This window comes from Streptomyces gobitricini (genome assembly GCF_039532985.1).
In the GTDB taxonomy this organism is placed as follows: domain Bacteria; phylum Actinomycetota; class Actinomycetes; order Streptomycetales; family Streptomycetaceae; genus Streptomyces; species Streptomyces gobitricini.
In genome coordinates this window covers 114,233-125,860 of record NZ_BAAASR010000052.1, presented here as the reverse complement: position 1 = coordinate 125,860, position 11,628 = coordinate 114,233, and the positions used below count along the sequence as shown (strand labels likewise).

Genomic DNA, 11,628 nt, shown 5'->3' with positions numbered 1-11,628 from the left:
CGTGCGACGCGACGCCCGGCCGCCGGGTGGGTGGCGGGTGGGCTACAGGGGGGTGACGTACGCGCCGGAGATGCCGCCGTCGACGAGGAAGTCGGTGGCGTTGACGAACGAGGAGTCGTCGCTCGCCAGGAACGCGACGGCGGCCGCGATCTCCTCCGCCTCGGCGAAGCGCCCGGCCGGGATGTGGACGAGGCGGCGGGCGGCGCGCTCGGGGTCCTTGGCGAACAGCTCCTGGAGGAGCGGGGTGTTCACCGGGCCGGGGCACAGGGCGTTGACGCGGATGCCCTCGCGGGCGAACTGCACGCCCAGCTCGCGCGACATGGCGAGGACGCCCCCCTTGGAGGCGGTGTAGGAGATCTGGCTCGTGGCCGCGCCCATGACGGCCACGAACGAGGCGGTGTTGATGATGGAGCCCCTGCCCTGGCGCCGCATGTACGGGATGGCGGCCTTGCAGCAGAGGTAGACCGAGGTGAGGTTGACCTCCTGGACCCGCTTCCACGCCTCCAGGCCGGTGGTGAGGATGGAGTCGTCTTCGGGCGGCGAGATCCCCGCGTTGTTGAAGGCGATGTCGACGCTGCCGTAGGTGTCGTACGCGGCCTTGAAGAGCGCCTCGACCTCGTCGGCGTCGGTGACGTCGACGCGTACGAACATCCCGCCGACCTCGTCGGCCGCCGCCTTGCCCGCCTGCTCGTCGATGTCGCCGCAGACGACGTGGGCGCCCTCGGAGGCGAGGCGGCGCGTGGTGGCGAGGCCGATGCCGCTGCCGGCGCCGGTGATGACGGCGGTACGGCCGGTGAGGCGGCGGCACACAGGGGTTTCGGTCATGGGTCAGGCCTCCGTGCTGATGAAGACGTTCTTGGTTTCGGTGAAGGCGGTGAGGGCGTCGGGGCCGAGTTCACGGCCGAGGCCGGACTGCTGGTAACCGCCGAACGGGGTCCAGTAACGGACGCTGGAGTGGGAGTTGACGGAGAGGTTCCCCGCCCGGACGGCGTCCGAGACGCGCAGCGCCCGGCCGACGTCCCGGGTCCAGACGGAGCCGGACAGGCCGTACTCGGTGGCGTTGGCGAGCCGGATCGCGTCCGCCTCGTCGTCGAAGGGGAGGACCACGGCGACGGGCCCGAAGACCTCCTCGACGGCGGCGGGCGCGTCGGGGGCGAGGCCGGTGAGGACGGTGGGCGGGAACCAGAAGCCGGGGCCCTCGGGGGCCTTGCCGCGGATGGCGGTGGCGTCGTCGGGGACGTACCCCCGCACCCGTTCCAGCTGGGCCCGGGAGATGAGGGGGCCCATCTGGGTCCTCTCGTCGGACGGGTCACCGACGACGATCTCCTCGATGGCCGGCGTGAGGAGCTCCAGGAAGCGGTCGTAGACGGAGCGCTGGACGAGGATGCGGGTGCGGGCGCAGCAGTCCTGGCCGGAGTTGTCCAGGAAGGACATGGGGGTGGCGGCGGCCGCGGCCGGGATGTCGGCGTCGGCGAAGACGATGTTGGGACTCTTGCCGCCGAGTTCGAGGGTCACGCGCTTCACACGGTCGGCGCACTTCGCCATGACCTGCTTGCCGACGCGGGTGGATCCGGTGAAGACGATCTTGGCTACGCCGGGGTGCCGGACGAGCGCGTCGCCCGCCACGGGGCCGGCGCCCGGCAGTACCTGGAAGAGGTTCTCCGGCAGGCCCGCCTCCAGGGCCAGTTCGGCGAGCCGCAGCGCCGTGAGGGGTGTGGTCTCGGCCGGCTTGAGGACGACCGCGTTGCCGGCCGCGAGGGCGGGTGCGGTGCCCCAGGCGGCGATCGGCATGGGGAAGTTCCACGGGGCGATCACGCCGATGACGCCGAGCGGTTCGAGGATCGTGATGTCGAGCCCGCCCGGGACGGGGATCTGCCGGCCGTTGAGGCGCTCCACTCCCCCGGCGGCGTAGTCGAGCAGGTCGCGGACGTTGCCGGCCTCCCAGCGGGCGTTGCCGAGGGTGTGGCCCGCCTCGCGGACCTCGAGCCGGGCCAGTTCCTCGACGTGCTCGTCGACGACGGTGGCGAAGCGGCGCAGCAGGCGGGCGCGGTCGGCGGGGGCGGCCGCCGCCCAGTCGCGCTGGGCGGCGGCGGCGCGGACGACGGCGGCGTCGATGTCGGCGGCGGTGGCGGCCGGGACAGTGGCGACGACCTCCTCGGTGGCGGGGTCGAGGACGAGGTGCTCGGTTGCGAGGTGCTCGGTGCTCACATGGGTCCTTACATGCGTTCGAAGGAGCGGCGCAGCTCCCAGTCGGTCACCGCGGCGTCGAAGGCTTCGAGCTCGACCCGCGCCATGTTGCGGTAGTGGGCGACGACCTCGTCCCCGAAGGCGGCCTTCGCGAGGGGGCTCTTCTCCCAGAGCTCCGCGGCCTCGCGCAGCGTGGTGGGGACGTGGGCGTAGTCGGCGGTGTACGCGTTGCCCTCGCACGGCTCGGGGAGTTCCAGCCGCTGCTCGATGCCGTACAGGCCGGCCGCGACCAGGCCCGCGACGGCGAGGTGCGGGTTGACATCACCACCGGGGAGACGGTTCTCGAACCGCGTCGAGCGGCCGTGGCCGACCACCCGCAGGGAGCAGGTGCGGTTGTCGTGACCCCAGGCGACGGCGGTCGGAGCGAAGGAACCGGGCTGGAAGCGCTTGTAGGAGTTGACGTTGGGCGCGTAGAGCAGGGAGAAGTCCCGCAGCGCGGCCAGCTGCCCGGCGAGGAAGTGCCGCATGACCTGTGACATGCCACCGGGTCCGTTACCCGCCATGACATTGCGGCCGTCGGCGTCCTGCAGCGACAGGTGGATGTGGCAGGAGTTGCCCTCGCGCTCGTTGTACTTCGCCATGAAGGTGAGCGAGAAGCCCTCCTGGGAGGCGATCTCCTTGGCTCCGGTCTTGTAGATGGCGTGCTGGTCGCAGGTGACCAGGGCCTCGTCGTACTTGAACGCGATCTCGTGCTGGCCGGGGTTGCACTCGCCCTTGGCCGACTCCACGGTCAGTCCCGCGGCGGCCATCTCGTTGCGGATGCGGCGCAGCAGGGGCTCGATGCGTCCGGTGCCCAGGACGGAGTAGTCGATGTTGTACTGGTTCGCCGGGGTGAGGCCGCGGTAGTCCGCGTTCCACGCCTGTTCGTAGGTGTCCTTGAAGACGATGAACTCGAGTTCGGTGCCCACGTGGGCGGTGAGGCCGTGTTCGGCGAGCCGTTCCAGCTGGCGGCGCAGGATCTGGCGCGGTGCGGCGACGACGGGCGAGCCGTCGTTCCAGGTGAGGTCGGCGACGAGCAGGGCCGTGCCCTCGTTCCAGGGGACGCGCCGCAGGGTGGACAGGTCCGGGCGCATGGCGAAGTCGCCGTAGCCCTTGGCCCAGGAGGACATGTCGTAGCCGTCGACGGTGTTGAGCTCCACGTCCACGGCGAGGAGGTAGTTGCAGCCCTCGGTGCCGTGCTCCAGTACCTCGTCGAGGAAGAAGGGTGCGGCGAACCGCTTGCCCTGAAGCCGCCCTTGCATATCGGGGAAGGCCAGGACCACTGTGTCGATCTCACCGCTCGCGACGAGGGCACGCAGTTCCTCGACGTCGAGCGGGGGTTTGCGGTCTGCCACGGGATTGCTCCTCCTTCGGTCAGCCGGGAGCCATAAGGTATTGGGCGAGACCATTGCTTGGGAAGGGGAAACCGCGAGGTGGCGAGGAAGAGCTCGGGCCACGAGCCCGAGGACCGGTTGACTCCCGTGCTGCGGCCGGTGCGGGCTGGCAACGGTTTCGAGGAGGCCCTGGAGCAGATCCTCCAGGTCGTACGGCTCGGGCTGGTGCCGGGCGGCGAGCGGCTGCCCGCCGAGCGGGAACTGGCGGACCGGATGGGGATCAGCCGGGTCACGCTGCGCGAGGTTCTCAAGGTCCTCCAGGAGCAGGGCCTGGTGGAGAGCCGGCGCGGCCGCTACGGCGGGACGTTCGTTCTGCACCGGGACCGCGCGCCCGGCGACACGGGCGAGGCGGAGCTGCGGCGGCGCATCGCGTCGGTGGACGTGGAGGACACCCTGCGCTTCCGCGAGGTGCTGGAGGTGGGCGCGGCGGGGCTGTGCGCCGCGCACGGGCTGTCGGAGGCGGACGCCGAGCGGCTGCGCACGGCCCTGCGGGCGACGCACGACGCGCCGCTGGACGACTACCGGCGCCAGGACACGCTGCTGCACCTGACGCTGGCGGAGCTGTCCGGTTCGCCGACGCTGACGGCGCAGTACGCGGCGGTACGGGCGTCGGTGAACGACCTGCTGGACTGCATCCCCCTGCTCGTACGCAACCTGGAGCACTCGCAGCACCAGCACACGGCACTGGTGGAGGCCGTCCTGGAGGGGGACGCGGACGCGGCGCGCGAGGTGATGCGGGAGCACTGCGCGGGGACGGCGGCGCTGCTGCGCGGTTTCCTGGCGTAGGCCGGCGGGGGGGCGCCCCCGGCCGGGGCGAGGGGCGCGGCCCGGCGGAGCAGGACCCCCGGCCCGGCGGGAGGGCGGGGGGCTTACCCCCGGCGGCGGGCGCGGCCCGGCGGAGGCGCGGGCGCGGGCGCGGGCGCGGGCGCGTAACCGGAAAGTAACGCATGGGGCTTGCGCTCGCGGCCACCCACCGCAAAGGTATGGGTCCATTCCATTGGGTCCCGACCACCGACGCGGGAGCGCTGTTGCCATGACGCTGGAAGACACCGAGAACACCTCCCCCGCCGCGGACGACTACCTCCGGCGCCGGGCGCTGCGGCAGGGCAGCGCCGGCTGGCTGCTGCTCACCGGCCTCGGCGTCGGGTACGTCGTCTCCGGCGACTTCTCCGGCTGGAACATCGGCCTCGCCGAGGGAGGCTTCGGCGGGCTGGCGATAGCGACCGTCCTGATGGGCGTGATGTACGCCTGTCTGGTGTACGCGCTGGCCGAGCTGTCCGCGATCCTCCCGGCGGCGGGCGGCGGCTACGGCTTCGCCCGCCGGGCGCTCGGCACGTGGGGCGGGTTCCTCACCGGGACCGCGATCCTCATCGAGTACATCCTCGCACCGGCCGCCATCTCCATCTTCATCGGCGACTACGTCGAGTCCCTCGGCCTCTTCGGCCTGGAGTCCGGCTGGCCGGTCTACCTGACCTGCTTCGTCGTCTTCATCGGCATCCACCTGTGGGGCGTCGGCGAGGCGCTGCGCTTCAGCCTGATCGTCACGGCGATCGCGGTGGCGGCGCTGCTCATCTTCGCGGCCGGCGCGTTCACCGAGTTCCGGGCGGACGGGCTGAACGACATCCCGGCCGACGCGTCGGCGTTCGGGGCGAACTCCTGGCTGCCGTACGGGCTGCTCGGCATCTGGGCGGCGTTCCCGTTCGGGATGTGGTTCTTCCTGGGCGTGGAGGGCGTCCCGCTCGCGGCCGAGGAGGCGAAGGACCCGGTGCGGTCGATGCCCCGGGCCCTCTCCCTGTCGATGCTGATCCTGGTGCTCCTCGCCGTGCTGACGTTCTTCGCGTCGACGGGCGCCCGGGGGTCGGCCGCGATCCAGGACGCGGGCAATCCGCTGGTGGTGGCGCTCCAGGGGGACGGTGACCCCACCGCGCTGAGCCGGTTCGTCAACTACGCGGGTCTGGCGGGGCTGGTGGCCTCGTTCTTCTCGCTCATCTACGCCGGTTCGCGGCAGTTGTTCGCCCTGTCCAGGGCCGGGTACCTGCCCCGCTTCCTGTCGTTGACCAGCCGCCGCAAGTCCCCCTACCTGGGCCTGCTGATCCCCGGCGCGATCGGGTTCGCGCTGGCGGCGGGCACCGGGAACGGGGCGCGCATGCTGAACATCGCGGTGTTCGGCGCCACCATCAGTTACGCCCTGATGGCGCTGTCCCACATCGTGCTGCGCCGCCGGGAGCCGGACCTCCCGCGCCCGTACCGGACGCCCGGCGGGGTCCTGACGTCCTCCGTGGCCTTCGTGCTGGCGCTGTCCGCGCTGGTGGCGACCTTCCTGGTCGACAAGGACGCGGCGCTCATCGCGCTGGGGGTCTACGTGGTCGCCCTGGCGTACTTCGCCTTCTACAGTCGGCACCGTCTCGTCGCCAGCGCGCCCGAGGAGGAGTTCGCCGCGCTGGCGGCGGCCGAGGCCGAACTCGAACGCAACTGAGAGGAAGCCGTCGTGCCCGCCAAGCCGCTGATCGGCGTCACCACCTACCTGGACCCCGCGAAGTGGGGCGTGTGGGAGATGCGGGCGGCGCTGCTGCCCGAGACGTACCCCCGCCTCGTCCAGGCGGCGGGCGGCATCGCCGCGATGCTCCCGCCGGACGCGCCCCCGGTCGCCGCGGAGGTGGTCGCCCGCCTCGACGGCCTCGTCGTCGCGGGCGGCGCGGACGTCGACCCCGCCCGGTACGGGGCCGAGCGCGACCCCCGTACCGGGCCTGCGGCGGAGGAACGCGACGCGTGGGAACTCGCGCTGATCGGGGCGGCGCTGGCGACGAGCACGCCGGTGCTCGGCATCTGCCGCGGCATGCAGCTGCTGAACGTGGCCCTCGGCGGCACGCTGGTCCAGCACCTCGACGGCCACACCGGCGGGGTCGGGGTCTTCGGCAGCCACACCGTGAAGCCGGTGCCGGGGACCCGGTTCGCGGCGCTGGTCGGCGAGGCGGCGACGGTCCCGACGTACCACCACCAGGCCGTCGACCGGCTGGGCGACGGGCTGACGCCCTCGGCCCACGCGGAGGACGGCACCGTGGAGGCGGTCGAGCTGGCGGGCGTGCGGTGGGCGCTGGGCGTGCAGTGGCACCCGGAGATGGGCACCGACCTGCGGGTGATGGAGGGGCTGGTCGCGGCGGCCTCGTGAGCCGCGAGAGGCCCGGCCCGCCGGAAGCGGGCCGGGCCTCTCGCGCATGTCACGCGTCGGGGATCCTGGGCAGTTCCTCCGGGAACGTCCGCGACTCCTGGCAGTCGACGGTCTTGTACGTGTGCCGAGCGAGTTGGTAAGCGAAGTCGATGAGGACCTGCCTCAACTCGTCCCCGTGAACGCGGGTCTCCCCGATGGTCCGGGCGTCGACGGTCAACGCATAGGCCTCCCGCGCCTCGCCGGGCTTCTTGCCGGGAGGAGTGCAGGGGACGTAGGCGGACGCGAGGTTCGGGAGAGCGAGCGCCCTGATGTCTCCCGCGGACACCTCGACGACGCTGCCGTCCCGCTTCTGCGCATAGTGGTTGCGCCACGTGCCGGGAGAGGCGTCGCCCGGCTGAACCTCTCCTGAAATGACGGAGTCACCGCTGGTGCGGACGGAACAGAAGAACGTGAAGTCGTCCCCGTGCTGGTTCAGCGTGCCCTTCTCTTCCGCCTTCCGTGCACTCGGAAGCGCGCGGGCCGCCGTCTGCCGGTCCACCGCGCCGTCGCACAGCCTGGCCGGTAGCCGGTCGAGCCCCTTGGTGAAGATCTCCAGGTATCCGAATACCGCACCGAGCACCAACGTGCAGCCGATTCCGGCACTTACTATGTGTTTCTTTCGCAAATCCAGCATTCGACTGCCTGCATCTACTCGGAATCACGCTGCCGGTCGGGCATGGGAATCCTCCAGCATGTTGTCGCTGTCGTTCCAGCCGGCCTGCAGCTCCTCACGGATCATGTTCTTCGTGGCATCCTCCGTCAACTCCTTCGAGCCGTGCTCCTTGAGAGCGTCGACTGCGCTCTGCTGCGTCTGCACACTTGCCGATTCCATGGTCTCGTTCAGCGTCTGCCCGCTGGAGTGGAGCGCCCTGTCCAAGGCTCCATCGACCTGCTGCGACTCCGTGAGGCGGTCCACGGCCATACCCGCGACCCCACCGAAGAAGCCGCTGGCCGCCGCGCTCCCGCAGCCACGGCCGCTGATGTCCCCACCAGGGCGACGGTACCCGCACCCACGCCGGCCGCCACAACGGCCTTGAAGAAGCCCCCCTGCTCTTCAGGGCGCCGTTCGTATCCTTCTCAGCTTTCAGGTGGCCGGCGATTTCCGCGTCTGCCACCGAATGCCCGACGATGCCTTCGATGATTCCGGCATTCTTGGCGATGGTCCGGATGGCGTCCTCCGTCTTACCGTCGAACAGCTCCGGCTCGGCGATGTGCGCTTCCATCGAGCTGGCGGTGTAGATGCTCTCGCCAAGGATGGTTCCCGCGCGGCCCTCGGGATCGTTGGCCACCTCGTAAAGGAAGCGCGTGACGTCCGTCCTGTCGAGGCCGGCGGGATACTGGCTGTTGGCCAGGAAGATCGACTCGGTTCCGTTGCCGGCGACCGCCCTGACCGGCCCGCCGGGCAGCCTGACGCCGTCCGGCCTGCCCGTGCCTGCCCGTGCCTGCCCCTAGCCGCCCCTACCCCCGCGCCAGGGACAGCAGGTCGCGGGCCGGGCCGGTGGGCAGCGGGCCCGTGGGCCAGACGGCGCGCAGGGCACGGTGGAGGTGGACGCCCTCCACGGGGACCTCGACCAGGCGGCGGGAGGCCAGCTCCTCGGTGACCGCCAGTTCGCTGAGGACCGCCGGGCCCGCGCCGGTCACCGCCGCCGCCTTCACGGCCGTCGTGGAGGCCAGCTCCAGCAGCGGGTCCGCCAGCCCGCCGTACTCCGCGAGCGCGGCGTCCAGCACCTGGCGGGTCCCCGAGCCGTACTCGCGCAGCACCAGCGGGGTGGCCGCCAGTTCGGCGGGCGTGAGCGGTGTGCGGCGGCGGGCCCACCGGTGGGAGGGAGCCGCGACCACCACGAGCCGGTCGTGGGCGACGACCGCCGCGTCCAGGCCCTCCGGTACGGCGAGGCCCTCGACGTACCCCAGGTCCGCCTCCCCGGCCAGGAGGCCGGCGGCGACGGCGGTCGAGTTGCCCGCCCGGAGCGACACGGCCGTGTCGGGGCGCTCGGCCCGCAGGGCGATCAGCCAGCCGGGCAACAGGTACTCGGCGATGGTCATGGAGGCCACCACCCGCAGCCGCGAGTCCCTCCGGTCCCGCAGTGCCTGGGCACCCACGTCGAACGCCTCCGCGGCCTCGACGACCCGCCGCGCCCAGTCGGTGACCAGGGCGCCCGCGGCGGTGAGCCGGGAACCGCGCGGGGAGCGGTCCACCAGCGCGACTCCCAGTTGCCGTTCCATGGAGCGGATACGGCTGCTGGCGGCCGGCTGGGTGATGCCGACATCGCGCGCGGCCCGGCCGAGGCTGCCGTGCCGGGCCACGGCGAGAAGCAGTTCCAGGGCCCCGAGGTCGGGCACACGATGCGAGAGACTCATAAAGTCAGTTTATGGGGTCATAGGACCATGATCTCTATTGCGGAGGATTTACGCACGTCAGGGTGGGGGCCATGGCAACCCTCGCACCGCCCCGCCTCCCCCTCCCCCGCGTCTCCCGCACCAGCGCCGTCCGGCACCTCGGACCCAACTGGTACGCGACGGTGATGGGCACCGCGATCGTCGCCAACGCGGGCGCCACACTGCCCGTCCGGGCCCCGGGTCTGCGCACCGCCTGCGCCGCCGTCTGGGCGTTGTCGCTGCTGATGCTGCTCGCGCTGCTCGCGGCACGCGCGGTGCACTGGGCGCACCACAGGGACCAGGCCCGTGCCCACCTCCTCGATCCGGCCGTCGCTCCCTTCTACGGGTGCCCGGCCATGGCGCTGGTATCGGTCGGCGGCGGTGCCGTCGTCGTCGGCGGGGACTGGATCGGCCCCGGTGCGGCGGTCGCCCTCGCCGCGGCTCTCTTCCTGGCCGGGACGGTGACCGGCCTGACCGTCGCGGTGACCGTCCCGTACCTGATGGTGGTGCATCACAAGGTCGACTCCGCCTCCCCGGTGTGGCTGCTGCCCGTCGTGTCGCCCATGGTCTCGGCGGCGCTCGGCCCCCTCCTCGTACCGCACCTCCCGCCGGGCCAGTGGCAGCGGACGCTGCTGATCTGCTGCTACGGCATGTTCGGGCTGAGCCTGCTGGCGACCCTGGTGGTGCTGCCGCTGGTCTTCGGCCGGCTGGTGACCGGCGGTCCGCCGCCGCTCGCCCTGACGCCGACGTTGTTCCTGGTGCTCGGGCCGCTGGGCCAGTCAACGACGGCGGCCACCAACCTCGCCGCGGCGGCAGCGCCCGGCATGCCGTACGCCACCGGGCTGGCCGTCCTGTACGGCGTGCCCGTGATGGGTTTCGCGCTCATGTGGCTGGCGCTGGCCGGGGCGATGGTGCTGCGGGCGCGGCGGCGGGGCATGGGGTTCGCGATGACGTGGTGGGCTCTGACGTTCCCGGTGGGGACGTGCGTGACGGGCGCGGAGGGGCTGGCGCGGCACACGGGGCTGGTGGCGCTGCGCTGGCTGGCGGTGGGGCTGTTCGCGCTGCTGCTGGTGGCGTGGCTGACGGCGGCGGTCAGGACGGCCCGTGGACTGGTCGGCGGAGCGCTGCTCGCAGCGCCGCCGGGGCCTGTGCCAGCGACGGCCCGTACCACGTGAGGCACCGCCCGTCGACGAGCGCGGCGGGCAGCCCGCCGAACGCCTCGGGCCCGTCGTCGGCGGTGAAGCGGTACGGCTCGTCCGGCAGGACGACGAGGTCGGCGCCGCAGGAGCGGAGCTCGTCGAGCGGGACGCGCGGATAGCGCTCGGGGTGGTCCGCGTACACGTTCACGAGGCCGAGGCGGGTCAGCAGGTCGCCCGCGAAGGTCTCGCGGCCCAGCACCATCCAGGGGCGGCGCCACACGGGCACGACCGCCTTGCGGTACGCGCCGGGGGGCGGCACCTCCGCCCAGGCCGCCTCCGCCGCGTCCAGCCAACGCGGGCGTTGCGGTACGCGGCAGGCCCGCAGCACCCGGTCCAGCTCGGCGAACGCCTGGTCCAGGCCGCGGACCTCCGTGACCAGGACGTCCAGCCCGGCGGCGCGCAGGGCGGCGAGGTCGGGGGCACGGTTCTCCTCCTCGTTGGCGACGACGAGGTCGGGGCGGAGGGCCACGATCGCGGCGACGTCCGGGTTCTTGGTGCCCCCGATACGGGTGACGTCGAGCCCGGCGGGATGGGTGCACCAGTTCGTGGCACCGGCCAGGAGGCCGGGGGCGGTGACGGCGACGGCCTCGGTGAGCGAGGGGACGAGCGACACGACCCGCATCAGGTCGTCGTCTCGATGTGCTCGGCGACCGAGACGACGAGGATGCGGGTGCGGGGGTCACCCGCCCGCCAGCGGTGGCGGACGCCGCCGGAGAGGTAGAGCGTGTCGCCGCGCTCCAGGCGGTACGCCCGGCCCTCGGCCTCCACCTGGGCGGTGCCGTCGGCGACGTACAGCATGGCGTCGTTGCGCAGCACCAGCTCGCGCCCGGCATCGTGCTCGCCGGTGAACTCCTCGGCGTGCATCTGGTGCTGGCCGCGTACCAGGGCCCGCGCACCGGGCCGGCCCGGGTCGTCGGCGGCGCGTACGACGTCGACGGTGCGCGCCGGGTCGGCGGCGTCGAGCAGCGCCACGGTGGTGGTCTCCAGGGCGTCGGCGATCTGCTGGAGCGAGCGTTCACTGGGCCGGGCGCGCTCGTTCTCGATCTGGCTCAGGAAGGGCACGGACAGCCCGCTGCGCTCGGCCACCGCGGCAAGGGTGAGCGCCATGGCTCTTCGCCTCCTGCGGACGGCCACGCCCACCCGGAGCGTCTCCTTCTCGTCCATCTCCTCGGCTCCCTCCCTCTGTGACCACCTTACGCAGCGGCGGTACCACCGAGCAGCGCAA

At 72.4% G+C, this 11,628-nt stretch carries 12 protein-coding genes; 4 read left to right on the top strand and 8 right to left on the bottom strand.

The annotated features are described in order from the left end of the window. Nucleotides 1-42: 42 nt before the first annotated feature. From ABD347_RS30380 to ABD347_RS30370, 3 genes are read right to left on the bottom strand one after another with little or no spacing between them, the layout of a single operon-like run. Entirely contained in the window at nucleotides 43-825 is a 783-nt protein-coding gene (locus ABD347_RS30380; protein WP_344367192.1) for a 3-oxoacyl-ACP reductase, read from the bottom strand. A 3-nt stretch (nucleotides 826-828) separates the two neighbouring features. Then, nucleotides 829-2,208, bottom strand: a complete 1,380-nt coding sequence (locus tag ABD347_RS30375) for an aldehyde dehydrogenase family protein (protein WP_344367191.1) — start codon at nucleotides 2,206-2,208, stop codon at nucleotides 829-831. A gap of 8 nt (nucleotides 2,209-2,216) precedes the next feature. Beyond that, nucleotides 2,217-3,581, bottom strand: a complete 1,365-nt coding sequence (locus ABD347_RS30370) for a glutamine synthetase family protein (protein WP_344367190.1) — start codon at nucleotides 3,579-3,581, stop codon at nucleotides 2,217-2,219. Nucleotides 3,582-3,659: 78 nt separating this feature from the next. On the opposite strand from ABD347_RS30370, the gene ABD347_RS30365 reads away from it, so the two are divergent. The 3 genes from ABD347_RS30365 to ABD347_RS30355 all read left to right on the top strand — a co-directional run bounded on the left by ABD347_RS30365 (nucleotide 3,660) and on the right by ABD347_RS30355 (nucleotide 6,789). Further along, nucleotides 3,660-4,406, top strand: coding sequence for a FadR/GntR family transcriptional regulator (locus ABD347_RS30365; RefSeq protein ID WP_344367189.1), 747 nt, complete (start codon nucleotides 3,660-3,662; stop codon nucleotides 4,404-4,406). 247 nt (nucleotides 4,407-4,653) lie between these two features. Further along, nucleotides 4,654-6,096 (top strand): ethanolamine permease, encoded by a 1,443-nt coding sequence (eat, locus tag ABD347_RS30360; RefSeq protein ID WP_344367188.1) that lies wholly within the window; start codon nucleotides 4,654-4,656, stop codon nucleotides 6,094-6,096. A gap of 12 nt (nucleotides 6,097-6,108) precedes the next feature. Further along, entirely contained in the window at nucleotides 6,109-6,789 is a 681-nt protein-coding gene (locus ABD347_RS30355) for a gamma-glutamyl-gamma-aminobutyrate hydrolase family protein (protein ID WP_344367187.1), read from the top strand. Nucleotides 6,790-6,838: 49 nt separating this feature from the next. On the opposite strand, the gene ABD347_RS30350 is transcribed toward ABD347_RS30355, so the two are convergent. From ABD347_RS30350 to ABD347_RS30340, 3 genes are all read right to left on the bottom strand, one after another. Then, entirely contained in the window at nucleotides 6,839-7,408 is a 570-nt protein-coding gene (locus ABD347_RS30350) for a hypothetical protein (protein ID WP_344367185.1), read from the bottom strand. Between the two features lie 78 nt (nucleotides 7,409-7,486). Then, a complete protein-coding gene (locus ABD347_RS30345; protein ID WP_344367184.1) occupies nucleotides 7,487-7,750 on the bottom strand; it encodes a hypothetical protein in 264 nt (87 codons plus the stop codon). 536 nt (nucleotides 7,751-8,286) lie between these two features. Beyond that, nucleotides 8,287-9,186 carry a LysR family transcriptional regulator gene (locus ABD347_RS30340; protein ID WP_344367183.1) on the bottom strand — a complete coding sequence of 300 codons (900 nt, stop codon included), beginning with the start codon at nucleotides 9,184-9,186 and terminating at the stop codon, nucleotides 8,287-8,289. A gap of 71 nt (nucleotides 9,187-9,257) precedes the next feature. Between ABD347_RS30340 and ABD347_RS30335 the strand changes: the two genes are divergently transcribed. Next, the gene (locus tag ABD347_RS30335; protein WP_344367182.1) at nucleotides 9,258-10,379 is read left to right on the top strand and encodes a TDT family transporter; all 1,122 of its coding nucleotides are present in this window, start codon (nucleotides 9,258-9,260) and stop codon (nucleotides 10,377-10,379) included. On the opposite strand, the gene ABD347_RS30330 is transcribed toward ABD347_RS30335, so the two are convergent. Both ABD347_RS30330 and ABD347_RS30325 read right to left on the bottom strand, forming a co-directional pair. Then, a complete protein-coding gene (locus ABD347_RS30330; RefSeq protein ID WP_344367181.1) occupies nucleotides 10,297-11,025 on the bottom strand; it encodes a helical backbone metal receptor in 729 nt (242 codons plus the stop codon). The genes ABD347_RS30335 and ABD347_RS30330 overlap by 83 nt on opposite strands. Continuing rightward, the gene (locus ABD347_RS30325; RefSeq protein ID WP_344367179.1) at nucleotides 11,025-11,567 is read right to left on the bottom strand and encodes a helix-turn-helix domain-containing protein; all 543 of its coding nucleotides are present in this window, start codon (nucleotides 11,565-11,567) and stop codon (nucleotides 11,025-11,027) included. The genes ABD347_RS30330 and ABD347_RS30325 overlap by 1 nt, the downstream gene beginning before the upstream one ends. Between the last annotated feature and the right edge of the window lie 61 nt (nucleotides 11,568-11,628).